24 protein-coding genes are annotated in these 24,516 nt (G+C 37.1%); 15 read left to right on the forward strand and 9 right to left on the reverse strand.

Annotated features, from left to right (window positions below; all coding sequences use genetic code 11):
* Positions 1–126 precede the first annotated feature (126 nt).
* The 9 genes from ribH (at position 127) to ACFTQ7_RS07215 (ending at position 8,546) form a co-directional block, all read left to right on the forward strand.
* Entirely contained in the window at positions 127–594 is a 468-nt protein-coding gene (gene ribH / locus ACFTQ7_RS07175) for a 6,7-dimethyl-8-ribityllumazine synthase (RefSeq protein ID WP_370082743.1), read from the forward strand.
* A 165-nt stretch (positions 595–759) separates the two neighbouring features.
* Positions 760–2,223 (forward strand): spore germination protein, encoded by a 1,464-nt coding sequence (locus ACFTQ7_RS07180; RefSeq protein WP_386827914.1) that lies wholly within the window; start codon positions 760–762, stop codon positions 2,221–2,223.
* 497 nt (positions 2,224–2,720) lie between these two features.
* On the forward strand, positions 2,721–4,025 hold the full coding sequence (locus ACFTQ7_RS07185; RefSeq protein ID WP_386827915.1) for an ATP-binding protein: 1,305 nt from the start codon (positions 2,721–2,723) through the stop codon (positions 4,023–4,025).
* A 1,142-nt stretch (positions 4,026–5,167) separates the two neighbouring features.
* Entirely contained in the window at positions 5,168–5,407 is a 240-nt protein-coding gene (locus ACFTQ7_RS07190) for a hypothetical protein (RefSeq protein WP_386827916.1), read from the forward strand.
* 20 nt (positions 5,408–5,427) lie between these two features.
* Complete coding sequence (locus tag ACFTQ7_RS07195) at positions 5,428–6,279, forward strand: GNAT family N-acetyltransferase (RefSeq protein ID WP_386827917.1); 852 nt, start codon at positions 5,428–5,430, stop codon at positions 6,277–6,279.
* A 137-nt stretch (positions 6,280–6,416) separates the two neighbouring features.
* Positions 6,417–6,785 carry a hypothetical protein gene (locus ACFTQ7_RS07200; protein WP_386827918.1) on the forward strand — a complete coding sequence of 123 codons (369 nt, stop codon included), beginning with the start codon at positions 6,417–6,419 and terminating at the stop codon, positions 6,783–6,785.
* Positions 6,786–6,851: 66 nt separating this feature from the next.
* Positions 6,852–7,073: a DUF2829 domain-containing protein gene (locus tag ACFTQ7_RS07205; protein WP_323646632.1), complete on the forward strand. Its 222-nt coding sequence runs from the start codon at positions 6,852–6,854 to the stop codon at positions 7,071–7,073.
* A 55-nt stretch (positions 7,074–7,128) separates the two neighbouring features.
* Positions 7,129–7,884, forward strand: coding sequence for a 3-oxoacyl-ACP reductase (locus ACFTQ7_RS07210; protein WP_386827919.1), 756 nt, complete (start codon positions 7,129–7,131; stop codon positions 7,882–7,884).
* Between the two features lie 152 nt (positions 7,885–8,036).
* Complete coding sequence (locus tag ACFTQ7_RS07215) at positions 8,037–8,546, forward strand: QueT transporter family protein (RefSeq protein ID WP_079559973.1); 510 nt, start codon at positions 8,037–8,039, stop codon at positions 8,544–8,546.
* A 114-nt stretch (positions 8,547–8,660) separates the two neighbouring features.
* Here the strand turns inward: ACFTQ7_RS07215 and ACFTQ7_RS07220 are convergent, their stop codons facing one another.
* From ACFTQ7_RS07220 to ACFTQ7_RS07235, 4 genes are all read right to left on the reverse strand, one after another.
* Positions 8,661–8,831 (reverse strand): hypothetical protein, encoded by a 171-nt coding sequence (locus ACFTQ7_RS07220; RefSeq protein WP_386827920.1) that lies wholly within the window; start codon positions 8,829–8,831, stop codon positions 8,661–8,663.
* Positions 8,832–9,058: 227 nt separating this feature from the next.
* The gene (locus ACFTQ7_RS07225; protein WP_386827921.1) at positions 9,059–12,190 is read right to left on the reverse strand and encodes a stalk domain-containing protein; all 3,132 of its coding nucleotides are present in this window, start codon (positions 12,188–12,190) and stop codon (positions 9,059–9,061) included.
* A 457-nt stretch (positions 12,191–12,647) separates the two neighbouring features.
* Entirely contained in the window at positions 12,648–13,991 is a 1,344-nt protein-coding gene (locus ACFTQ7_RS07230) for a TldD/PmbA family protein (RefSeq protein ID WP_386827922.1), read from the reverse strand.
* 3 nt (positions 13,992–13,994) lie between these two features.
* Positions 13,995–15,383, reverse strand: coding sequence for a TldD/PmbA family protein (locus tag ACFTQ7_RS07235; protein ID WP_386827923.1), 1,389 nt, complete (start codon positions 15,381–15,383; stop codon positions 13,995–13,997).
* A gap of 431 nt (positions 15,384–15,814) precedes the next feature.
* On the opposite strand from ACFTQ7_RS07235, the gene ACFTQ7_RS07240 reads away from it, so the two are divergent.
* The gene (locus ACFTQ7_RS07240) at positions 15,815–16,042 is read left to right on the forward strand and encodes a transcriptional regulator SplA domain-containing protein (protein ID WP_386827924.1); all 228 of its coding nucleotides are present in this window, start codon (positions 15,815–15,817) and stop codon (positions 16,040–16,042) included.
* Positions 16,043–16,124: 82 nt separating this feature from the next.
* Here the strand turns inward: ACFTQ7_RS07240 and ACFTQ7_RS07245 are convergent, their stop codons facing one another.
* The gene (locus tag ACFTQ7_RS07245; protein ID WP_386827925.1) at positions 16,125–16,646 is read right to left on the reverse strand and encodes an NUDIX hydrolase; all 522 of its coding nucleotides are present in this window, start codon (positions 16,644–16,646) and stop codon (positions 16,125–16,127) included.
* A gap of 103 nt (positions 16,647–16,749) precedes the next feature.
* On the opposite strand from ACFTQ7_RS07245, the gene ACFTQ7_RS07250 reads away from it, so the two are divergent.
* Positions 16,750–17,685, forward strand: coding sequence for an arginine deiminase family protein (locus ACFTQ7_RS07250; protein ID WP_386827926.1), 936 nt, complete (start codon positions 16,750–16,752; stop codon positions 17,683–17,685).
* A gap of 25 nt (positions 17,686–17,710) precedes the next feature.
* Positions 17,711–19,036: an amino acid permease gene (locus tag ACFTQ7_RS07255; RefSeq protein WP_386827927.1), complete on the forward strand. Its 1,326-nt coding sequence runs from the start codon at positions 17,711–17,713 to the stop codon at positions 19,034–19,036.
* Here the strand turns inward: ACFTQ7_RS07255 and ACFTQ7_RS07260 are convergent.
* Positions 19,033–19,803, reverse strand: coding sequence for a YqcI/YcgG family protein (locus ACFTQ7_RS07260; protein ID WP_386827928.1), 771 nt, complete (start codon positions 19,801–19,803; stop codon positions 19,033–19,035). The two genes, ACFTQ7_RS07255 and ACFTQ7_RS07260, sit on opposite strands and share 4 nt — an antisense overlap.
* 433 nt (positions 19,804–20,236) lie before the next feature.
* Between ACFTQ7_RS07260 and ACFTQ7_RS07265 the strand changes: the two genes are divergently transcribed.
* Both ACFTQ7_RS07265 and ACFTQ7_RS07270 read left to right on the forward strand, forming a co-directional pair.
* Complete coding sequence (locus ACFTQ7_RS07265; protein ID WP_386827929.1) at positions 20,237–21,100, forward strand: GNAT family N-acetyltransferase; 864 nt, start codon at positions 20,237–20,239, stop codon at positions 21,098–21,100.
* Between the two features lie 11 nt (positions 21,101–21,111).
* Positions 21,112–21,513: a GNAT family N-acetyltransferase gene (locus tag ACFTQ7_RS07270; protein WP_386827930.1), complete on the forward strand. Its 402-nt coding sequence runs from the start codon at positions 21,112–21,114 to the stop codon at positions 21,511–21,513.
* 51 nt (positions 21,514–21,564) lie between these two features.
* On the opposite strand, the gene ACFTQ7_RS07275 is transcribed toward ACFTQ7_RS07270, so the two are convergent.
* Positions 21,565–22,002, reverse strand: coding sequence for a MarR family winged helix-turn-helix transcriptional regulator (locus tag ACFTQ7_RS07275; RefSeq protein ID WP_349660772.1), 438 nt, complete (start codon positions 22,000–22,002; stop codon positions 21,565–21,567).
* Positions 22,003–22,122: 120 nt separating this feature from the next.
* Here ACFTQ7_RS07275 and ACFTQ7_RS07280 point away from each other — a divergent pair, with 120 nt between their 5' ends.
* Positions 22,123–22,710 (forward strand): NAD(P)H-dependent oxidoreductase, encoded by a 588-nt coding sequence (locus tag ACFTQ7_RS07280; protein ID WP_386827931.1) that lies wholly within the window; start codon positions 22,123–22,125, stop codon positions 22,708–22,710.
* A 42-nt stretch (positions 22,711–22,752) separates the two neighbouring features.
* Here ACFTQ7_RS07280 and ACFTQ7_RS07285 read toward each other — a convergent pair whose 3' ends face one another.
* Positions 22,753–23,826, reverse strand: coding sequence for a HAMP domain-containing sensor histidine kinase (locus ACFTQ7_RS07285; protein WP_386827932.1), 1,074 nt, complete (start codon positions 23,824–23,826; stop codon positions 22,753–22,755).
* Positions 23,823–24,500 (reverse strand): response regulator transcription factor, encoded by a 678-nt coding sequence (locus ACFTQ7_RS07290; protein ID WP_349660769.1) that lies wholly within the window; start codon positions 24,498–24,500, stop codon positions 23,823–23,825. The genes ACFTQ7_RS07285 and ACFTQ7_RS07290 overlap by 4 nt, the downstream gene beginning before the upstream one ends.
* Positions 24,501–24,516 lie beyond the last annotated feature (16 nt).

The raw sequence follows: 24,516 nt of genomic DNA on the forward strand, positions 1-24,516 counted from the left end.
TTGGGAATCAACGAAGGCTAAAAGAATCACGTCCTGTGGTAAGACCTTCGAGACGAACCTCGGTGCCGCTGCACGAAAATCAACCACACGAAATGGTGATGAGCCATAAAAAAGGAGAAAAGAAAAATGGTTAAAACATTTGAAGCACAATTAATTGGTACGGATTTAAAAATAGCAGTAGTAGTAGGTCGTTTCAACGAATTTATTACAAGTAAATTATTAGACGGTGCATTAGATGGTTTAAAGCGTCATGGTGTTGATGAGAATTCTATCGATGTAGCATGGGTTCCTGGAGCATTTGAAGTTCCATTCATCGCTAAACAGTTAGCTGAAACAAAGAAATATGATGCAATTATTGGATTAGGTACGGTTATTCGTGGCTCAACAACACATTATGATTATGTATGTAATGAATCAGCAAAAGGAATTGCAAATGTGTCACTAACTACAAATGTACCTGTTATTTTTGGCATTGTTACTACTGAAAATATTGAACAAGCAATTGAGCGCGCAGGGACTAAATCAGGAAATAAAGGCTATGACGCAGCAATGTCAGCTATTGAAATGGCAAATTTAAAGAAGATGATTGGATAAATCTTTCTAATAATAGGTTGGACATTGCAACGCTAAATTATTCTGACAAAGCATTTTAAACAGTATATATTCTTGAATATTTTTTTAAAGCATGGAGAAAATATCCGTAAGTGTATTTATGTTATTTTTTATAAATGTACTAATTTGGAGCTGGCTCAGTAGGAGATGAGGGATATTTCTTCAATAGAACAAGAATTAAATTTGAAATCTTTGAAGTCACTATTTCAACGCTCTGCTGATGTGGTATTTCAGGAGTATTTCTTTCAGCAACATAAAGTACATTTGATAAAATGCGAAGAGATGATTAATGAACGGTTACTGCAGACCGTTATTGTGCAACGAATACAATCTTTATTTACTGCAACATCGGATGAATTGTTAGCGGAACATATACAAAATCATTTACACATTCCCCATCTTCAGAGAATAACAAGTAAAGATGAGGCCATCACGAGAGTCTATAAAGGGCATGTTTTACTATATTTCGAAGATATGGATTTGCTGTATTCAAGTTATATCGCAAAAAAACCAAATCGAGAGCCTAAAGAAACAACTCTTGAATTGGTTATCAAAGGTCCGAGAGATGATTTTATTGAGGATGTTTTAATTAATATTGCTTTAATACGAAAACGATTACCGACTAATTCATTAAGTGTTGAAACATATGAACTTGGCACACGATCCAAAACAACCGTAGCTGTACTTTATCTAGAAGATGTCGTAAATAAAAAGATGCTTGAGAAAATAAAAATACAGCTCCAGCGAGTTGATGCGGACGTTATATTTAGCGGGGATATATTGATGGAAAGGATTGGGCAGAGCGATAAAATTCTGCCTAAGCATGATTATACTGGACGTCCGGATTTTGCTGTACAAGCTTTAAGTAGAGGGCGTATTATCATCGTAGTTGATGGAGTCCCTTATGCGATTATTACACCTGTTAATGTAATGTTACTTTTTAAATCTGGTGAGGATAATGAGTATCCGATTATTGTAAGTTCTATGGAGCGTTTACTAAGAATAGTTGCAATTTTAATAAGTGTACTTTTACCAGGCTTTTGGTTTGCACTTACAACCTTTCATCAAGAGCAATTGCCATTCATCCTATTGGCAACAGTTGTTGAATCAAGAACGGGGCTCCCATTTCCATCTATTCTTGAAATATTAATGATGCTATTTATGTTTGAATTATTTCGGGAAGCTAATATACATCTACCTAATGTTATCAGTGGTTCCATAAGCGTTGTCGGGGGATTAATTATTGGAGATGCAGCGATTAAATCGGGGGTTACGAGTCCTTCCATGATTATCGTTATAGCTACTTCAAGTATTGCAGCTTTTACACTCGTCAATCAATCCTTTGCATCAGCAATGAGTATTCTCAGGGTAATCATTATTTTAGCATCTGCCTTTTTTGGATTATTTGGATTCTTCATTTCGGTGTTTTTCATACTTCTATATATTGCAAATTTACGAGTATTAGGCGTTCCGTACTTAAATATGGGAGCGAATTTAGATTGGCCGGACATTAAAAAATCTTTAGTTCGCCTTTCTCCTTCAGGTTACAGTAAGCGACCGAAATTTTTAAATGTACAGGATGAGACAAAGACATCGAGTAGGAAAAAATAAATACTTAAAATGAAAAGATCAGGTTTTTATAGGCCTGATCTTTTTTCATTTCCCAACAGACCCCCATTTCAACGATGAGAAGGACATAGCCCAAAAGTAGGGGGCGAAGGTTGAGATAGTCAAAACGGGCTTGAGATGATAAACTAAGAACCAATATTCTTATTTAAGAATCCTGAATCGTATTTCCGAACAGTGTGTTTAGGAAGGATGTACAGGGGGGAGATAGCCATTGTCGTTCAAACTTCTAAAAATCTTACTTCTCTTCATCTGATTATCGACAGGAAGAGCATTTCACTACGCAAATAAATGATTTTTAAACAGCCATAAAAAAAGAAGTATATTGTAGTATAATAGGGTTGTTGGATATGAAATTGTTTTCTAGGATGAAAGTATGAGATGATGTCAACTACGACTAACAATTATTATGGAATGCGAAAGCCAAGCTCAATTAAATTAAGATATTATTCATGTCAATAGATGAGGAAGTACCAGTTTGTATGAAAACACGAAAAATAAAACTAATTTTAATACTATCAACTCTCTTATTAGTATTGTTTACAAGTTTAAACATCTTTACATCCTATGTAAAAATGAAAAAGACAGTAGAAGAGTCAATAGCGAACCAAAGTCTGAAAGCGGCTATTTCTATCGCATCTACTATTGATGTAGAGGCGTACAAACAATTTTTAGAAAACCCCGAGGAAAATGAGTATTATTGGCAAATAAGAAGCTACTTAAACGATGCAAGAGTAAAAATAGGTGCTTTATTTGTTTATACATTAGATATTGAAAATCCGAAGGTATCCAAAGCAATGATCATGGGTTTACCAAGTGAAGTTAAAGGCTTTTATATCGGAATGGACTGTACTGTACCCGAGACACAAGTGCAAAAAGCTTATAATGGAGAAACATTTATAACAGATGTAATACAAGATTCTATATATGGTTCTTACTTAACTGTTGGTGCACCGATTAAGGATGAAACAGGGGAGGTTATTGCATACATAGGTATTGATATTAGTGCAGACACATTAAATGACATTAAGGGAAAAGTGATCGAAGACAATCTTTTAGTATTTATTTTTAACGGTGTACTCATTTTAATGGTTACCGGCTCAGTTTTCTTCTTACAGAGATGGTATCAAAAAGAAGTAGCAGAAGAAGTTGAAGCGACAGAAGATACATATCAAGCGGAAATTAAAACTTTAATCACTTCCGTGTCCTCTTTAAGACATGATTTCACAAATCATATACAAGTATTGCATGGATTCCTACAATTAGATGAACCTGATCAGGCAAAACAATATTTATCTTCATTGTATAAAGAAGTTCATGATATTAAGTCTCTTAATTTAAATATTGATCATCCTGGATTGGCGATTTTATTGCAAACAAAAAAACTAACGGCCCAAAATCATAATATTGATATGGATTTCACAGTCTCTCAGGATACGTTTAATAAAATTAGAACAACGGATCTAATTAAAATCTTATCGAATTTAATAGATAATGCGATTGATGCTGCAAATGAATTATCGGAAGAACAACGTAAAATAACAATTAGCTGTGAAGCTGATGACACGCAATATAAATTACAGGTTACAAATACTGGACCAAATATTGTAGAAGTAGGGCAAATATTCAAGCGGGGATTTTCTACAAAGAAACCGGAAAATGGTAATACAAGAGGGCAAGGCTTGTTTATTGTGAATGAAATAGTCAATAAGTACGACGGTCAAATTTCTATCGATTCATCAAAACATCTAGAGACAACCGCTATAGTAACTATTCCAATAAAGTAAATTTCGAAACTTCCTACAGAAAATTGTAGGAAGTTTTTTTGTGTGCGCCCGGCATGCGTTTGAACTATAGGGTGTAAGTCCCGAACCCCGAAGACAGAAGTAGAGGTTAGCCAAGAGCAAGGGTGTCCGTGGCGACGCGGAATCTGAAGGCAAAACACCGGTCCGAGGAACACGAATCTCATAGAAGGCTAGGTATGATTGGATGAGTGTGCACAACAATACAAAGTCCTTTCTGTCAAAGGTCATATCGAGTAAATGAGGCGGATAGATGGTGTGAAAGTGCATACGCTTACCCGGGGAGGTCTGATGGAAACGCAAAGCACACTTTGTAACCTACTTAGCGATAGGTAGCTGAACCATCAGAAGTCAGCAGAGGTCATAGTACCGTTTACATGGGAAGGACCGAACCATGAAGGAATGTGGAATAAACTCGAATTTCACTTGTTCAATGAAGCAGACAATCCAAAGATGGACTTACTTAGTGGAAGAAATGGTGAATCCCATAGGAGACATTAAGAGGGCTGAGAATACAAGTGGCAAGGAGAGACAGAAAAGCGTAACGAACAGGGAGATACAAAATCGCTGTTCGTCAGACTTCATGGAACCGCCGTATACGGATCCGTAAGTACGGTGGTGTGAGAGGTCGGGAGTTAACCACTCCCTCCTACTCGATTTCTTTAAACTAAGTTCGATATAGGCAAAGTGAAATATATGCCAGTGGAATGGCTCCTTCTCTATTCGAAAAGCAGTTTCAACTTTTAGTTTTACATTTTTTGAGTAATTCATTTCATATAGTACTAATAATCGATGGTATTCTATTAGGGGGGAGTTGAAATATTTGGATAAATCAATCCTTGATCTATTGAGAAAGGGTGGATTTGTTTTGTATGCAAGTCATGGTCAAGCAACTGTCGGAGTAGATTAGCCATATTTAAATTTCCAAGATTTTGTTACGCAAAGAAATTTGTCTGAATTTGGGCGGAGGCAGGCCGTTTACTTTGGACAACTAGTTACGTCATTTACAAATTCCGATTAGTTCACCAGTAGTCGTAAGTCCTTTTTGTCGTACAGTTGAAACGGCACAGCTCGCATTTCCTTATTCTTATATTCAAATTGACCCAATTGGTTATGAAATTTATAAATTGGGTTGGGCTATTCCTTTTGTTGAAAAAAGTAATATTTTATCAAATGTGCAATCAGTGTTAGAAAGAAAGCCATCGCAAGGAATGAATCAAGTGATCGTTGCCCATAGTTTTCCTGAAGATGTTGGACTAGGGGAGATTTCGGACATGGGAATGGTTATTGTTAAGCCAAATGGTCCTGGAAATGGTTATGAAATAATAAAAAAATTAACTTTAGAAGGTTTATCACTTTTAAATTAACGTAGGGATGGGAGAAAAATATGAAAATAAAAACAGTCTCACAGTGCACGTTAAATGAAACTTTAAAAGCTTGGAATAAAGGCTTTGAGGGGTATTTTGTACAAATAGAAATGAATGAAGAGGTGTTTTTAAACCGACTAGTTGGGGAAGGACTATCGCCAGAGCTTTCAATCGTCGCATTTGATCAAAATAATCCTGTCGGTATTGTATTAAATGGCTTTAGACAAATAGATGGTACGAAAACCTCTTGGAATGGAGGAACAGGTATCTCTCCAGACTTTCGCGGTAAAGGTGTTTCTCGTGTTTTAATGGAAGAAACCATCGCCATCTATGAAAGAGAGAATGTGGAAGTTGCAACGCTGGAAGCTATTAAAGAGAATAAGGTAGCAATTTCGCTATATGAGAAGTATGGCTATACCGTTACAAATCAATTGCTCTTTTTAAGTGGCGAATATGAAGAAAAAGTAGAGAAGCCAGTCGACATTCATGTGGAAACTATTCGGCCAGAACAGCTACCGCATTTATCTTTTTATCAGGAAGATGTTCCTTGGCAATGTAGCTGGCAAAGCAATAAACACGGAGAAGCTAAAGTTTTTTATAATGAGAATAATGAAGCAATTGGCTATATGTTATATAAAACTGTATGGAATCAGGAGGCAGCCATCGACAGCATAGTGCTGTATCAATTAGAGCTATTAGGGAATGGTAATGTTGAGCATATTCCACACTTTATCGCAAGCATTACAAAACACAAGGTAAAACTGGCAACAGTTAACTTTTTAGCAAGTAATCCAGCTACGAGTTATTTGATGGAAAATGGGCTAGAAGTGAAGACGGAGCAAGTGCAGATGAAGAAGAAAATGGGTTCGTAGTTTGCGAGATAAGAAGAGTCAATTTCGATGTGAAGCTATGTAAAATGATGTTGCTTAAATTTGGGGAGTTATAGATGAAGAATTTAAATTGAACCTTAATTGTTCCAAGTAGTAAAAAAAAGAAGGTGTTATTAGTTATGAGGAAAATACTCATATGTAATTTACTAATATTGGTGTTGGTAGGTTGTACACCGACTATAAATACCACTCCCACTGCAAAATCTATTCTTACAGAACATTCTCAAGCGGATATTCTTCAATATAATAATTTGATTTACATTAATACTACAAGCTTGGAATCGATGAAACAATTAGAATATACGAAATATGAGATTATAGGGGAAATTATTAAAACTACAAATTCCTCTAAAAATTTCAATGATTTTTATGCTACTAAATTGGAAAGTGGAACAAAGATTTTCTCTACAAATGATAATAATACTGATACTATCATTGCGGATATAAATGGGCAATATATACTTTATACGGTTTTGCTTGAGGGCTAGGTTGTAAACAATTGAGAATTACAGTATACTAATCCGATAAAGAATGTAAATAAAGGATGAATTTAAATGACGTTTGAAGAAATTTTACCTCGCTTAAAGGCTGGCGAAAAAGTAATTCGTAAAGGTTGGGGCGGTGCCGAATTATATGTGAAGCTTGTTGGACAAAGCGAACATGATGGCGAGACTTTGAATCCTTATTTTTTAATTAATGTACGCGGTGAGGGCTATACAATGTTTACGCCGACTGTCTGTGATTTATTAGCGGAAGATTGGATAATTGTCAATTAATAGGAAGAGCCATCTCAAATGAGGTGGTTTCTTTATTTTTAGAGGAGAGAGATCGATGACGTTTGAAGAATATAAGGGCAAGACGGTATTTGTGACGGGGGCTGGTTCAGGTATTGGTCAAGCTCAAGCTATTGCATTTTTAGAAAATGGGGCAAACGTATTCGGGCTTGATTTACATGAGCAAGGGTTAGGAAAACTATATCACCAATACCCTGAACAATTTGCCTATAAAGTAGGTAGTGTATGTAATAAGGACGATGTAGAGCAAGCATTTGAAGCTGCAATTTCAAAATTTAAGCAGGTAGATATTTTATTAAATACCGCGGGCGTTTTAGATGGTTTTGCAAAAACACTGGATACAGATGAGGCGCTTTGGGATAAAATTATGAATACCAATGTTAAGGGTACTTTTTTTGTAACGAATACGGTATTACCTCATATGGTAAAACGAAAATCAGGCGTCATTGTTAATATGGCATCTATTGCAGGACTTGTTGCTGGCGGTGGTGGTGCAGCGTATACAGCATCTAAACATGCGATTGTCGGCTATACGAAACAGTTAGACTTAGATTATTGTCGTGAAGGAATTCGTGCCAATGCCATTGCACCTGGGGCCATTCAAACACCGATGAATAAGGCAGATTTTGAAGGTGATGGGGAAATGGCCAAATGGGTCGCTAATGAAACGCCTGCTGGACGCTGGGCACAACCACATGAAGTAGCGAATTTAACACTTTACTTAGCAAGTGCGGCTGCTGATTATATTCATGGAGCTATTATGCCAATCGATGGTGGCTGGCTAACGAAATAAGATTGTTCAATCGTAAATTCTTCTGATATAATACGCAGGTAAGCAAAAATCTGCTTGCACTACGGCACTTCAGATAGGGCGAAAAGCTCTCTTCCTTTGGCCGTAGTTATTACTAAAATAGCGGATGTGCTATTTTACAAAGGAGAATAAAATTGAATACATCTATTGTAAAAGATTCAAGCCGTACTTCTGTAACCGAGCTTACAAAGACGGCACTTGTTGCAGCTTTATATGTGGCTGTAACTGTTTTATTGTCAGTCATCAGTTTTGGGGCAGTTCAATTACGTCTATCGGAGATGTTTAACTACCTGGCCCTCTACAACAAACGCTATGTAGTAGCCGTGACTCTAGGAGTAGTACTCGCTAATTTCATGTCACCAACGTGGATATTAGATGTACCCATTGGTGGAATTGCGACATTCCTCGTTTTAGTTCTTTGCCGAAGAGTAACGAAAAATATAACAAATGATCTTGTGAAAATGGTTATAACTGCATTGATTTTTGCTATTTCAATGTTCACCGTTGCAGGACAATTAACAATTCTCTATGATCTTCCGTTTTGGGCAACATGGTTTACGGTTGGAATCGGAGAGCTATTGTCAATGACTGTTGGTGGTATGACTATTTATTTATTAAATAAAAAAATTGATTTATCGAAATAGTTTAATGCATAAAAAAGCGAGTCTCTTTTATGAAGTAAGGGTGCTCAATATTGACCACAATCTTACCTAGTACACCTTGGGCAAAGTTCATCAGCTCAAATACTTCAGCCTGAATCAGACAATATAAACCTCATCGCCCGGATTCTTACTGGTATATTCCAGCATAAGATCCGGGCGATGATTCTTTTCGAAGAGGATCAAGACTCCCAGTTCTTTAGCAATATTCCGCAGCGGTTCGGTAAACACTTTTGGACCCTGCGCCTCCACAAATTGTATTTTACTCATCACTAAACCACCTTTTTCATAAATCTATGCCCACATTTCCCTAGATTTTAGTACTATTGTTTGCCTTATTATTGTCCATCAACTGATTATCTAAGTCAGTATAGACCAGACATTCCTAGAAACAGTCGGAGGGCACATGAGCTGTGCACAACAAGAAGGGACTCCTCTGATGGCCCATGAAGCACCACCTGAGGAGTCCCTTTTTGTGAAAAAGTATTGCTTATCTCTTAAGATGGAGTGTCAGATGGGGCAGGCTTTACCTCTTCTGGCGGAGTATCATCTTTTTTAGCCTGAAGTTTGAACTGAGGAGACGGTTCAGATAATATATTATAACTATCTCCCATTTTGGCTAAGGTCATTACTACGGCATGATAATAAGTAGATGTATTGATTTCTTTACCGTACACATCATTCATTAAATCCAATGAATATTCACTGATTGTATTTATGCCTAACGAGATTGAAGTGTAATTCTCTAAAGAGACTTTATTCGCAAAAGAAACCTTGAAGTCTTCTACTTTATCTGTAGGAACCAAGAATACTCGATATCCTGTTACGTTATTTTCATTGCTTCCTTTATTAAAGCTAATCCGGATATCTTTATATGTGCCAGTATTCCCCACGTTTGAGAGTCTTACTTTAGTTACTGCTTCTACCGCGGCAGAATTGGTTAACGTAATTTCATTCGAAGCACCAGACAATGCAAATGTGCCGGTTGCACTGTTTCCAACTGACAATACGTAGACGTTATACGACGTACTATTAGTGATAGAATTCCCATCTATATCCGTTGCCTTAATGTTAAGAACCTGGTTAGTACTGCTACCAGAAGTACTTACGGCTGTATAATTTTGAGTCTGAATGTTGCTTGCTATTGAAACATTGAATGGTTTATTTTTAGGTACAACCATAATTCGATATTCACTTATATTCGATGCATCAGATGCATGATTGAACGATACCCGTAAATCACGGCCATCTCCAAAATCACTTACATCGCTGGCATTAACATTGCTGACCGCTTGAACGGCTTTGTTCTTAGTAAGCGTAATCACCGACGAATCAGAAGATAAAGCATTGACGCTTGAAGAATTTCCATTCGCTACAGTCACTACATAAACACGGTAGCCTGTGCCCTCCGTAATGTAATTACCGCGAACATCTCGAGCTCTATCTAATGTTCTAGTTAACGACTTGTTTCCGCCTTTGCTCTCTGTGATGTAATAAGAGCTGCTATTGGCTTGTGATAAGTTGAAGCTGCTGTAATAAGCTGTCGGTACGACAAAAATCCGATAATGATTGACATTTGTTTCATCGGAGGGCTTCGTGAACGTTACCTGCAAATCACTACCATTCCCATAATCATTTACATCAGCAACATTTAGATTGGTTACAGCCTGCACATTGATGTTCTTACCGAGCGTAATCGTAGACGTTGGCGAGGACAGCGCATTGCTGCCGGAATAATTGCCATAGCCTACCGAGAGAACATAGACACGGTAGCTAGTTCTATCCGTAATATAATTGCCGCGCACATCCCGAGCATTTCCTGAGAGCGTCATCCCGTACTTGTTATTTCCTGACTTGTTCACCGTTGTATAATTACTGCTGGATACATTATTAGCATCCGACAGACTGAAGCTACTGTAATAAGTTGTTGGCACAACCATGATGCGATAGTGACTAATATTAGACTCATCTGCCGCTTTAGTGAAAGATACATTGAGATCACGACCGTCGCCATAATCATATTCATCGCTGGCGTTGAGATTCGATACTGCACCTACACTGCTACTATATAGCGTAATCGCATTGGAAGCCGATGATAATACGTTTTTCCCTGAGTTTTTAGCTACGGCCATAACGAATACACGATAGCTGACCCCATTCTGAATGGCATAACCGTCTGTATCTCGAGTCCCAGAAGAGAGTACTTGAGAAATATTGTAGCCCGTCTTGTTCACTTGTGTGTAATTAGAGCTGGACAGACTGTTCGCTTTGGTCAATGTAAAGTTCGAATAGTTGTTTGCTCTTACAACAAAGATCCGGTATGCGCTAATGTTAGACTCATCGGATATTTTGTTGAAGCTCACTCTCAGATCGCGTCCATCTCCATAGTCGTTGACATCATCAACTTGAGTAATAACAGGAGTAGCCGCTGTATTTGGACGAAGTGTTACGGATAAAGAAGGGAATGACAGCATATTAACAGCTGAATCAGTGCTGCTAACTAACAAGACGAATGCTGTATAAGGTACGCCGTTCTTAATGAAATCACCGGCAGAGTCACGTGCTGTGGAAGACAGAGTTCCTGTCACTGTACCGCCGTTGCTTCCCGATTTATTCATTGTCGTATAGTAGCTACTGGATAAATTATTCGCAGTAGTAAGACCGAAATTGTCCGCGTCTTTACTCTTTACGATAATTACACGGTAACTCGAAACATTGTTGTCATTCTTCGGACGAGTGAAGCTAATCGAGAGATCGCGTCCGTCGCCGAAATCGCTAATATCGCTAATTTTCAAATTTGTTATTTCTACGATTGGAGACATGCTCGTTAGGGTAATCTTCTGAGAAGATTTCGATAATACGCTGGAATAAGAACCTTTTCCAACTGCAAGTACATACGCTACATAAGGCTGGTCATTTCTAATATAGTCACCGTCCACATCCCGCGAACTTTGATTTAATACGATAGAACGATCCGAGCCGGCAGGTGATACTTTCGTATAATTTGAAGCGGAGACCTTCAGGGCCGACGCCTGATTAAAGCTTTTTGAAGCCTTCACAACGAGAACCCGGTAATGATCCACAAGTGATTCAGTAGACGAATTGGAGTAGGTAACCTCCAGGTCACGCCCATCTCCTTGATTACCAATATCTCTAACCGACACATGGCTCACTGGAGAAATACTGATATTGCTCGGAGTATCAGATTTAATAGATACGGTCTGATTATACGAGTTCCAGTCAACTTCCTGATCAAGCGCTTCACTCACAAAGCGTACTGGTACCATTGTTCTGCCATTTATGATCTGTGCAGGTACATCAAGCGTAACGCTCTTGGCATTAATAGTAGCTACCTTCGATTTAATCTTGAGAACTACCGTTGAATCTCCTTTAATTCCTGTAACGGTTTGATTTTTTTGATCCCAATACACTCTTGCATCCAATGCCTCAAAAATTGCTCTAAGCGGTAGCATAACGCGCCCTTGAACCATCACTGGCGGTTGATCGGTCTTTAATTGAACCCCGTCTACAAAAATCGTGATGGCCTTTGCCGCTTGAGCGGTCGCTGGTTGCAGCAATAACGGTACAATAAGTATCGCTGCAAGAAACAAAGTCCATATTTTCTTCATAAATTCCACTCCTCTCGATGCCTTTATATTAATCTGGCAATGATAAATATCATTGTATAATTAGTACGCACCAATAGGTGAAAAAGTTTCGCATTTTTACCTACTAAAGAAAATTTAACCAGGTTAGTAATGCCACATTAGCCTTATTGGACGTTTTCCTATATGAAATAATAAATATACCTTCGTCGTGACTTTCTTGACGTATTATTCATAGTACGAATGGAGAGGAATACATTTCTATGACTATAAAACGAATAGTCATATAGGGATGATGACTTTCTTCATTAAATGGGGTACAGGTTTACGAGGACAGACTACCGCTGTAGTGAAAGCGCTGGCTATTATTCCGATCAAGCGGGTCGACCAGAACAATAGCAATTCGGCTGCAAATAAAAAGCTTGTCGCAAAGATTAGCGACAAGCATTGCCGAGGAGTACCTTTGTAAAATTTCTCTGTTTTATTCCACCGTCACTGATAGCTCCTTCACAAGGAGGGAAGGGGAGCCATACCCACCTGGTAGGAAGAAAAGCTCTGAGCTAATTTCTTCAATAGTATTTAAGAACATAAAGAAGTTTCCGGCTATTGTCAATTGCTTCACGGGTGATACAATTTTGCCATCTTGAATATGGAAACCTTTTGCTGCGACAGAAAAATCGCCAGAAACCGTATTCGTACCTGAGTGAAGGCCAGATAATTCGGTAATAAGTACACCTTCAGAGACTAAGGCAATTAACTCCTTTTGTGATCGATTACCTGGTGAAATATATAAATTTTGAGGTGCGATTGATAAAGTGCCTTTGTAAGAGTCTTTATGTGCATGTCCGCTCGTTTTGCTGCCTTCCTTCTTTGCTGTTTTTCTATTATGCAATAGTGTTTGCGGTGTTCCATCTAAAATGATTGCCTGCTCCTTTGTTGAAACACCTTCACCGTCAAAGTTTGCTCCTGACAAAGCTTCAGGATGGAATGGGGCATTCAGTATTGTCAAAGCATCTGACGCCACTTTTTGTCCGACTTTACCTTTTAATAAAGATTGATCTTTTTGAGCATTTTCAGCTGACAATATCGGCATAAAAGTACTTAGTAAAGATGCTGTCGCATCAGAGCGTAGGATGATTGGATATTTTCCGGATGGAATCGACTTTTCACCAAGATTCGCAAGTGCTTCCTCGGCTGCTTCTTTAGCAATTTCATCAGCATTGAGAGAATGAAAATCACGAGTCATTTTCAAATAACTACCCGTTTTCAGTTCCTCTCCTTCTTTGACCACTGTGGAAAGGAAAATGACTAGGCCGTTCTCCTTATGTGATAGAGAAAGATTTTTACTATTCGCTAATAAACGTTCAGTAGTATATTCTTGAAGAAAACAGTAATCAAGCGTTACAATGCGCGAATCGTAGGCACGGATTTTTTGTTCAATTAAACGTAGAAGCTCGATTTTTTCAGGAATTCCGATTGACTCTAATTCTTCATTGTAAAATTCATGTGGCGTGTATTCATTACTGCCTTCAAAAATATCTATGCCCTCATTTTCATCTAGAACTTCTGCATTTGCTTTTACACTGTTGATTAAAAAGGACATCGAATCATCATCTAGTTTTTCTGTATAGGCGTATCCCATTTTTCCGTTATGCAGCCCACGAAGACTTAGACCCCCATCCTCAGACGTTTCATAGCTATCAATCTGTCCTTCGTAAAGCATACATTGAAAAGAGCTTTTTCGTTCGAAATAAACTTCAGCCTCTGTAAAACCGGCTTCTATCGCCTGGTCTAGTAGTTTTTCTTGATATTCAGCAATATTCATCTATTATTCCCCCTTTGTTCCTCCAACTGTCATTTCGCTAACACGAATCATCGGCTGACCAACATTGACAGGAAGACTACCACTAATGGATCCGCACATTCTAGCACCGTGCGCAAGATTATTACCAACAAGATCAACTAGCTGCAATGTTTTTGCTCCGTTGCCTATAAGTGTTGCACCACGTACAGGATGATCGATTTTTCCATCCTTCACAATATAAGCTTCCATCGCCGCGAAGTTATAGTCACCTGTTGATGGATTTACTTGCCCGCCACCCATATATTTTGCATAAATACCATATTCGGTAGATGCAATTATTTCATCAGGTGTAGAAGTGCCTGGAGCAATATATGTGTTCGTCATTCGGGATGTTGGATTGAAGCGATAAGATTGGCGACGTGAAGATCCAGTTGGCTCAGCATTCATACGGCGCGCATTAAATTTATCAATCATGTAGCCTTTTAAAATTCCATTTTCAATTAAGATGTTTTTTCGCGTTTTTTCCCCTTCATCATCAATGTTAAGGGAACCCCATTCGTTTGGAAGTGTGCCATCATCAATATATGTAACAATATCAGGGGCAACTTTTTCACCAAGACGATTTGCAAAAACGGAATTGTTTTTCGCGACGGCTGTAGCCTCAAGTCCATGGCCACAAGCTTCATGAAATATAACACCGCCAAATTCATTATCAATGATGACTGGGAATTTTCCGCTAGGACATTCATCGGCATGAAGCATCGTGACCGCAATACGTGCAGCTTCACCAGCATAGTGCTCTAAATCTAGATTTTCGATAAATTCAAAGCCTGCATGTGCACTAGGACCGTAGAAGCCAGTTTGCATTTCTTTGCCCTCAGAGGCAGTTGCTTGGGTGGCAAGTTTGCTATAAATACGCGTATCTTCTACAAATTTTCCTTCTGAGTTGGCGATTAAAACATGCTGCTCTTCGTCAAGATACCGAACTTTAACTTGACTAATACGTTCATCGTAATTTCTAGCAATGTCATTAGCCTTCCGCATGATTGTTGTTTTTCTAGCATGAGCCACACTGTTTGGTAGAATAATAATGTTATGAATAGGCGTAATAATTTCTTTTTTTAATGGATGAATCATTCCGGTAGCACCGCCTTTAATAGCAAGTGCTGCTCGTTTAGCTGCTGCTAGTAAGCCTGCCTCTGAAAAATCGCTTGTGTACGTGTAGATGCTCTGAAGACCGGAAAAAATGCGTATACCAATACCAAAGTCAAGACCTGAAATACTTTGTTCAATCTTTACACTTTGCAATGTACATTCATTGACAAACTTATCCTCGATGAAAACTTCGGAAAAATCGCCACCTGTTGAAAGGGCAGCTTCAAGTACATTTTCAATTACTGATTGTTTTATCATATTTTTTCCTCCTTTTCTTTAGTATGCCGAATAATAGGAAAATTCTAAAAAGTTACTTTTGGTTTTTCTCATAGATTCATATGTATGACAAATGGTGCATTTTATGATACGGAGTGAATAGGTTTGATAAGAGATTTAGAGAAAATAAATTTTGTGAAGCTTCTTACTCTGACCCGGACAATTTTTTTCAGGGTGGGGGTAACAACCAATTTTGCTGTTTTTCTATAATAATAGTTGAATGGGGCATTGGGGGACGCATTAGCTTTTTATGATCCATAAAAAGATTGTATTTCATGGGGACAGTCTATTGAATTACTGGACATAGTGTAACGACACGATTAATTACAAAAATTAAGCATTTTTAAAAATAAGATTGAATTATAAATGCCTTTTTAAACCAAACTAATGGGAAAGATAAGGTAGGTGAGGACATGCGGCAGCAGCAATATAATGCAGGAGATATTGTCTATATTTTTTATCATAACCCACAAATTCTGGATGTAGCAAATATACAGGAAGCGGCAGTTGTGAACAATCCAGATAATCCGAATGAGCTGGCGCTATTTCTCTTTGAGTCATATTATCCGCTAACAAATGATATGTTAATATTTACAAGCGAAATGGCCGCTGAGCAAGCTTATCATCAGTATTTTCATTGATGAAGCTTATATTCAAATGCTTTTCAACACGCTAATGAGAGAAAACAAATTATACTTGTTAAATAAGTTTTCTCTCTAAAGCTTATTTTATCACTAGCTGTGATACATAAGGTTCAATATATCTACTATCGATTCCATTTGGTAAATTTAATAGTGAGAAATATTGCATTGTCTCTGATTCTTTATAATCAATTACTAAATCACCTTTAACATTTCTCGTATAATAGACGGCTGTAACGGAGTAGAATTCATCTCCATTAGAAACTTTAAGGTAATATTCTGGACCAGAAAAAATATCTAATAACTTCATGTCCTCTATTATCAAACCTGTTTCCTCTAACACTTCTCTTTTTGCGGTATCTTCTAAGCTTTCTCCTAATTCCATCAAACCACCTGGAAGCCCCCAACCTCCATCATATCTCTTTTGTAACAATAGCTCATTCTCATTATTTAAGATTAATACAACAGCACCTGGCAAAATAATAGGTTGGTGACCAACATATTGACGTAAAAATTTATAGTATTCCATCGTTTCACTCATTTCTAATTGAATAAATTTATCTGTCCTTGTTTTAATTACACAAATACCAGGGATTTCCTTCATTAAATATTAATCATGCTGATCTTCATTTACACATTGTCTGTATAATCCCAGTTTTGATGGTAACGCTAAGCCGAGATAGTCATTCAAAAAGGGGAGAATCTATTTGTACTCATTTCAACCGAATTGTTGGTCGGAGCATGATGAACTTAAGGTTGTTATGCTTTGTGCACCTTCAAAATTAGATGTAACAGATGTAACAATAGCTGAAAATGTAGGATGGGACGCTACTGTCAATCATGTGAAAGCAATGGAGAATTTCATGGAATTTAAGACAACGCTAGAAAATGCGAGTGTCGAGGTTATAGATTATTCGAAAGAGCTACCAAATGATATGAAAACAGTAAGTGAGCAGCTTATTAATAGGTACTTTGTACGCGATCTTGCTTGTGTTATAGGAAATAGTATTTTCTTTGGTGAGGCAGGTAGTTCACTAAGACGTCCAGAGTATCCACATGCGCACTCATTATTAGAAAAGTGGTTTCCAGAAAAAAATTTGAAAGTTAAACAACCTTCTACTGCATTAGAATGTGGAGACGTGCTCATTTTAAATAAGGATGCTGTACTTATTAATATTGGAATGAGAACAACGTTAGAGGCTGTTGAAAGTATCAAGAATCGTATCTTCCAAGAAGGATTTTCGGAAATTGCAATCATTGATTTGCCAAGACGCGCCGATACACTTCATTTAGATATGAATTGTAATGTAACGAACGCTAATCTGCTAATAGCTAAAAACTTTATGCGTTATTTTCCTGTACAAGTGTTCACGCCTCAAACAAGTCGTTTCGAAATGACCGAGCAATTTTTAAATCATCATGGCTTTAATGTCTACTGGCTTGAAAAATATAATACAATCCCTGATATCAATTTTATCAATCTTAATCCTGAAACACTGTTGATTAGTAAACAAGCAACGAAGCAGCAATGGACGAAGCATCCACTGTTGCAAAAAAAGAACTTAATAGAAATTGAAGTCACAGAACTTGAAAAAGGCGGTGGTGGCATTCGTTGCATGACATTGCCACTGTTAAGAAAGTAAGCAAAAGTCAGGAGGGTTGATCAAAATGACATCGAAAACAAGTAAAGGAAGGTTGTCTTGGTGGCAGCTTTCGCTTCTCGGAATAGGTTGTACATTAGGAACAGGATTTTTCCTTGGGACAAGTATGGCCATTCATAAAAGTGGTCCTGCTGTTTTAATGCCTTTTTTGTTAGCGGCGATTGCTACGTACATTGTCTATGATGCTCTTGTTAAGATGTCAGTTGATAATCCAGATAAGGGATCATTTCGTACTTATGCAAAACAAGCTTTTGGAAATTGGGCAGGATTTAGTAATGGCTGGATTTACTTGATTTCTGAGATGCTTATTATGGGCAGTCAATTGATGGCGCTTGGTATTTTTACAAAGCTTTGGTTTCCAATGCTTCCATTATGGGTTGCTGCATCTATTTATGCAGCACTTGGATTAGTCGTTATTCTTATGGGCATGAAAGGCTTTGAAAAGTTTCAAAATATTTTTGGGGCGTTAAAGGCTGCAGCGGTGGTCATGTTTATAATAGTAGCGGTTGTATTAATAATAAAAGGATTTAATACGGAAACTACTACACTCGATGCGCTGTATGCAAATTACGAAGAATTTTTCTCTCAAGGTGTGAAAGGAATTTGGCTTGGACTGTTATACGCCTTTTATGCATTTGGAGGAATTGAGGTTATGGGTTTAATGGTCATTGACTTGAAAAATCCTAAAGAAGCGCCGAAAGCTGGAAAAGTGATGATTATTACTATTACTGTCATTTTTATACTAGCTATTATGCTTGCCTTGGCACTTATTTCTTGGAAGGACTTTACTATTGAGGAAAGCCCATTTATTACAGCGCTTACTGGTTATCACATACCTTTTTTTGCAGATATTTTTAATGGTGTGTTAATTATTGCAGGTTTTTCAACAATGGTAGCCTCTTTATATGCGGTCATAACGATTCTCATTACACTCGCAGAGGATCATGATGCTCCAGCTTCTCTGGCGAAGAAGGGGAAAATGAAGATTCCATTTCCTGCATTTCTCTTTTTAGCTAGTGGTTTAATCGTAACGATTGTTATAGGCTTCCTCATGCCAGAAAAGATATTTGAATATTTGGTTACAGCTGCAGGCTTAATGCTAATTTATAATTGGCTCTTTATATTAGTGACCTATATGAAGCTAATGGAGCTGTCAAAGTGGGAGCATGTGAAGAATGGAATAGGGATGTTACTCATTGCGGTGACAGTGTCTGGAACGTTAGGGGAAAAAACAAGCAGACTCGGTTTTTTCGTGAGCCTGCTTTTTATCATCTTAATTGGGATTGCGACTTGGATTGTAATGAAAAGGCAAAAACAAAGTAAGAAAGCTTAATGTTCTTTGTTCTGTGGAAAAATCAGAGAATTTTGCATACGTAAAAAAGGACATTTCGATGGACTATCATTATCATCGCTTAAAAAATACTGCTTCCATTCATTACTCCCTTTTTGCCCATACCATTTTAAATCAGGATGAGCAGGAATTTCATCGTATTCGTTAATGCGTTGCCGAATAAGTTTCTTTAATTTTCGACCAAATGCAGTAGAGTGGTTTATTTCTTCAAATATCCAGCGTGGCTGGAATGCCATTAATAAAGTAGAGAAATGCCGACTCTTTCTTATTTTGTGTGCGGGCGTTGCACAAGATACAAAATAAGGCTCGCCGTTAAAACAAAATTCCCATTCATTATGTGATGAATCGGTTGGAATTTCCATTGGCCAATCAATATCATCGAATTTAGTTAAATTGTTTAAAACTGACCAAAATAAATTATTATAATCCGCAACTTCGAATTTATGCATATCATCGGGCGTTTTAAAGAAAATGGTATGTGTTGTATAGTTTCCGAATGTTTGACAGTGCTTATTGTATTCCTTAATGCAAAGTGCTAATGTCTTTATCGATTGTTCCTCTCGTGGATCTCCGATAAAACTGTAGCGAAGATGGTTCGATAAAAAACCTTTTCTAGCTGGAATACAGGGGAACGTATTTGCTTCATCTGCAACCATGGCAGCGAAGTCGGTATATGCTGACTGTTGCCATAATGGAAGTGTTTCAAAATGTTCTTCTATCCACTTCTTGTCTAACACTGCTACTTCCACTTGAGTCTCCTCCTTCTATACATCTTTATATTATTAAATAAAGTGCAGATGAGTGACGATGTATTTGCATACTAAATAGGCTCATTACCATAATGTGTGGTTGTTTTCTGTTCCGACTGGGCGCTTTGCCGCTGCCGCTTCGCTTTCGCACAGTTAAAACATTTGCCGCTGCCGCTTCGCTTTCGCACAGAGCAAAGCTTCCTGAGGGCGTCCGATGAGCGCCCTGCCACTCCAACCAACCTTCGTTTTTTAACAAATATCATGCCTGATTTTCGGTGAAAAGTAAATAAATGGTCTAGGTTTTATTTATCATAAAAAACATGATTAATGATATGATATAGTCCTAATATTTCAATTGTTTAACGTGAAGATTATTTATTAAGTGTTATATATTAAGAAGTTGAAAAGAATCCAAGAAAGGGTGGTCAGGCATTTGATTTCAACTAATATAAAATTAACAAATCGTATGTTAAGGATTATAAAGAATGCAGAAGAAGAAGCTTCCTCCTCACAACAAAAATTGTTACGACCTATTCATTTCCTGCTTGCTTGTTTCAAAGAAAAAGAGGGAGCACTTGGTGAATTAGTATTAAAATGCACTATGGATGAAGCGTCCTTAAGAAACTTGGTGAATGAATTTGATCAAAAAACAGAAATGAAAGCTACAAGCCATAGCTTATTTTCTGTTCCAATATCAAATGATGTTTTAGCAGTATTGGAGCAAGCAATTTGCTATATGCAAAACTATAACCAGGTTTATTTAAATGAAGGTCACTTTCTTAAAGCACTTATAAAGACGAAAATGCTTGAGGAATTCGTTTCAGAAGAGGATACGAAACTGATTTTAAAGCTTGCTACGACTTCGCGGGATATGGTTACTCATCTTCGCCATTACAATTTCCCAGATGCGATTTCTACTAATATTCGTAGAGTCAATCGAGATGATAAGAACAAGCTCATTCATTTTGTAGAAAGTCATTTTTCGCAAGAGTGGTCAGAAACGATTAAGCGTGCATTTTTAAATACTACACCTTCCATATATGTAGCTTTTGATAATAAGGGAGATCTTGTCGGATTTGCTGGATTTGACATTTATCAAAATAAAAAATGTTATTTTGGCCCAATGGGTGTAGCGAAAACTAATCGAGTGAAGGGGATAGGATATTCCCTCCTCCATTATTGTTTAAAAGATATGAATGAGATGGGATATGAATATGCAATTATCGGAGGAGCGGGGCCAATCGAGTTTTATGAAAACGCTTGTCATGCTGTTGTCACTCCTGCTACCAATTTTTAAGGAGATAAGAGATGAATATAGTTCAAGCAAGCACTATTTCTCCAGCTATTAGAAAACTACTTTCATTTGCAACTTCGGATAAAAAAGTTCAACAAGAGTATGAAAAATATATACTTTTATCGAATAGGACTTTATATAGCTTCGTAGTTGAGGGTGAAATAGTCGGTTGTATTGGGATAGAACATATCAGTTTATCAGAGTGTGAGATTAAACATATCGCCGTTTTAGTTGATCAAAGAGAAAAAGGTATTGGCAGTAAAATGATAAATTTTATGGCAAGTAAGTACTCATCAATTGTTGCTGAAACGGATTATGAGGCTGTAGATTTTTATCGTCGCTATGGTTTTTTCATAACTAGCCTTGGGGAGAAATACCCTGGTGTGGAACGCTTTCTATGTCAATATAATAAATAATGAAAAAACCTGCAATGCTTGTCTTATAGTGAAAAGCAATGCAGGTTCTTTTTATAATTTTGGATTAAAGACCTTTTCGTCAAGAATGTTTAATGCATGATGAATATCCTCTAAATCATTTGTAGATGCATGTTGAATAAGTTGATGAAAGCGTTCTTCAATACAGGCGAATGCTTCCTCCATTATTTTTTCTCCATCCTCTGTAAGGCAAATATAGTGCTTTCTTCGATCCTCAGTATCGCTAATTTTTTCAATAAACTTTCTTTCCTGTAGTTTTCGTAATTCACGACTTGTATTAGGTAAGGACATATGCAGACAATCACTAATTTCAGTAGGTGTAACTGGCTGGCTTACTTTTATATATTCTAAAATTTTATATTGTACAGGTGTAATATTATCGATTTTAACGTTTTGAGTTAGTTCGTGCGTTACTTGGTGTACCGCTGCTGTAAATGCCACGAACTGATGAAATAATTGTTTTTTGTCCAAATGGGTTCACCTCTTACTGACAAGATAACAAAAAACTTATCTTAAAACAATTATCATTTGACAACTAAAATTAGGTAGTTTACTATTTTGTTATCAAATGATAACTAATGGAGGCGCTTAATGAATACATTAATTATTTATACATATCCCAATCATAAAAGTTTGAATTATGCTTTTTTGCAGGAGGTTATTAAGGGTTGTCATGACAATCCTTCCATAAAGGAGACTCAAGTTTTAGATTTATACGAGGAACAATTTAACCCGATTTTAGAATTTCATGAACATAAACGTCGTCGTGATATGTTTCGTGATCCAAAGCTTGAGAAATATCGTGAACAAATTAAGTGGGCTGATAAAATCATTTTTGTTTATCCGATATGGTGGGGAAGACCACCTGCAATGCTTTTAGGGTATATTGATCAATTGTTTGCGGCCAATTTTGCTTATAAAGATAAAAAGGGGCTATTTCCTGAGGGGCTTTTAAAGGGAAAATCAGTAGTGTGTATTTCAACAATGAAGGGGCCAACAAAATATCCACTCTTATGGCTGAATAATGCGCATAAAATATTAATGAAAAGAGCGTTATTTAATTTTGTTGGCATTAAACAAGTGAAGTTTTTTGAGTTTGGCAATATGGAAAGTAAGAAGGGGAGACAAAGAAAAAAACTCGAAAAAGTTTATCAATATTTTAGAAAAGTAGCTTACTAGTTCATCTGCCTAATAGACTCGTGCAAACGAAGTAGGAATCTCCTATTCGTTTGCACGAGTCATATTAATTTCTAGTGGCAGTGTTACAAAAAATGTTGTAAATTCAGCAAGCTTGCTTTCAACAGTAATTGTACCGTTATGCATATCGACGATTTTCTTGACAATAGATAGTCCTAAGCCACTTCCACCATTCTCAGCTGTCCTCGATGGATCCGCCTTATAAAATCGTTCGAATATATGATTTTGTTGTTCTTCTGTTAAACCAATTCCATTATCATGAATGGCAATAGTAATCGTATCTATTTGCTTCGTCATAGATATTGTAATAATGCCAGCAGCTGGCGTGAATTTAATGCTGTTGCTTAATAAATTCATCCATACTTGATTCATTAAGTCCTCATCCGCCATTACCGAAATGTTTTCTAGTTGAAGATCCATGTCGATGTTTTTAGCTAGCCAATTTGGCTCAAGCGTTAATACGACGTTGCGCAGTTGCTTATCGAGCCGGTAATGACTTGGCTCGAAGGGGTGATGTTGTGATTCTAATGAAGTAAGCTTTAGTAAATTGTCACTTATTTTTGATAGTCGATTACTTTCCATCTCAATGATTGCTAAATAATGCTGTCGCTTATCCTCTGGTAGGTCAATGTTTTTCAATGCTTTAGCAAAGCCATTAATAGAAGTTAGAGGTGACTGAATTTCATGCGATACATTCGAGATAAATTCTTGGCGCATTCTTTCCATTTCACCTAACTCAACCGCCATATGGTTGATGCCATGTATTAATTGACCAAATTGATCTTCGTCATCTGCTTTAAGATCTAATTTGACAGTAAAATCACCTTTAGCAATACGACTTAATGCATCTACAATCGTATTCCAATAGTTCCGTTGTTTTTTTAGCCCAATTAAAAAGGTGATGATAACAGTGCAAGAAAAAAGAACAAAAACACCGACTACGGTCCATAATTGGAGCAAGAAACCTTGTGGATGCTTGCCTAACCAATCATAAAGCCAGGACGTTATGTGGTAGGAAATAAAAGCAAATACGATGCTAATGGTAAGAAGAAGCATTAAAATTAAAAAAAGCTTTAAACTATTTTTTAATCTTTTCATGAAACAAGTTCCAATCGATAGCCTAGGCCTCTAATTGTACGAATAACAAATCCACTTGTATCTTGTGGGAAACGTTGACGAAGTCTTTTAATGTGAACATCAACAGTACGTTCATCACCTTCATAGTCATAACCCCAAATTTCTTCGATTAACTGTTCACGGGAAAAAGTTTTTCCAGCATAGCTTGCTAATGTAAATAATAGTTCAAATTCCTTTAAACGAAGTGTTAAAGATTTACCGTTATACAAGACTTCATGTGTATTACGATTTAACTTAATATTGCCGGCCTCCACAAGTTGAGAAAGGGAGATTTGGTATCTTTTAAGTATTGATTTCACACGAACAATCAGCTCTGCTGGCTCAAATGGTTTAACAAGATAATCATCTGTTCCAAGATTAAAACCTTTTACCTTTTGTGAAGTTTCTCCCTTTGCAGTTAACATCAAAATCGGTAGATTATCATTAAATGAACGTATTTCTTCGCATAATTCCCAGCCATCCATATTTGGCATCATAATATCCATAATAATCATATCCACCTTATCAGAATCCAATTTGGACAGTGCATCCACACCGTCCGTAGCTTCAATTACTTCTAAACCTTCATTTTGTAAAAATATCTTTATCAATTCTCGAATATGGGCGTCATCATCTACAACTAATAATTTTGTCATGCTAACAAATCCCTTC

The sequence above is a fragment of the Lysinibacillus sp. NPDC056959 genome (assembly GCF_042674095.1).
Taxonomy (GTDB): Bacteria; Bacillota; Bacilli; order Bacillales_A; family Planococcaceae; genus Lysinibacillus; species Lysinibacillus zambalensis.

Excerpts from the sequence above, each read along its gene's own strand:
- ACFTQ7_RS07245 (WP_386827925.1), bottom strand. The coding sequence starts at position 16,646 with ATGAAGGAAATCCCTGGTATTTGTGTAATTAAAACAAGGACAGATAAA.
- ACFTQ7_RS07285 (WP_386827932.1), bottom strand. The coding sequence starts at position 23,826 with ATGAAAAGATTAAAAAATAGTTTAAAGCTTTTTTTAATTTTAATGCTT.
- ACFTQ7_RS07205 (WP_323646632.1), top strand. The coding sequence starts at position 6,852 with ATGACGTTTGAAGAAATTTTACCTCGCTTAAAGGCTGGCGAAAAAGTA.
- ACFTQ7_RS07180 (WP_386827914.1), top strand. The coding sequence starts at position 760 with ATGAGGGATATTTCTTCAATAGAACAAGAATTAAATTTGAAATCTTTG.
- ACFTQ7_RS07240 (WP_386827924.1), top strand. The coding sequence starts at position 15,815 with ATGCGGCAGCAGCAATATAATGCAGGAGATATTGTCTATATTTTTTAT.
- ACFTQ7_RS07210 (WP_386827919.1), top strand. The coding sequence starts at position 7,129 with ATGACGTTTGAAGAATATAAGGGCAAGACGGTATTTGTGACGGGGGCT.
- ACFTQ7_RS07280 (WP_386827931.1), top strand. The coding sequence starts at position 22,123 with ATGAATACATTAATTATTTATACATATCCCAATCATAAAAGTTTGAAT.
- ACFTQ7_RS07185 (WP_386827915.1), top strand. The coding sequence starts at position 2,721 with ATGAAAACACGAAAAATAAAACTAATTTTAATACTATCAACTCTCTTA.
- ACFTQ7_RS07220 (WP_386827920.1), bottom strand. The coding sequence starts at position 8,831 with ATGAGTAAAATACAATTTGTGGAGGCGCAGGGTCCAAAAGTGTTTACC.
- ribH (WP_370082743.1), top strand. The coding sequence starts at position 127 with ATGGTTAAAACATTTGAAGCACAATTAATTGGTACGGATTTAAAAATA.
- ACFTQ7_RS07235 (WP_386827923.1), bottom strand. The coding sequence starts at position 15,383 with ATGATAAAACAATCAGTAATTGAAAATGTACTTGAAGCTGCCCTTTCA.
- ACFTQ7_RS07225 (WP_386827921.1), bottom strand. The coding sequence starts at position 12,190 with ATGAAGAAAATATGGACTTTGTTTCTTGCAGCGATACTTATTGTACCG.
- ACFTQ7_RS07270 (WP_386827930.1), top strand. The coding sequence starts at position 21,112 with ATGAATATAGTTCAAGCAAGCACTATTTCTCCAGCTATTAGAAAACTA.
- ACFTQ7_RS07230 (WP_386827922.1), bottom strand. The coding sequence starts at position 13,991 with ATGAATATTGCTGAATATCAAGAAAAACTACTAGACCAGGCGATAGAA.
- ACFTQ7_RS07195 (WP_386827917.1), top strand. The coding sequence starts at position 5,428 with ATGAAAATAAAAACAGTCTCACAGTGCACGTTAAATGAAACTTTAAAA.
- ACFTQ7_RS07255 (WP_386827927.1), top strand. The coding sequence starts at position 17,711 with ATGACATCGAAAACAAGTAAAGGAAGGTTGTCTTGGTGGCAGCTTTCG.
- ACFTQ7_RS07290 (WP_349660769.1), bottom strand. The coding sequence starts at position 24,500 with ATGACAAAATTATTAGTTGTAGATGATGACGCCCATATTCGAGAATTG.
- ACFTQ7_RS07200 (WP_386827918.1), top strand. The coding sequence starts at position 6,417 with ATGAGGAAAATACTCATATGTAATTTACTAATATTGGTGTTGGTAGGT.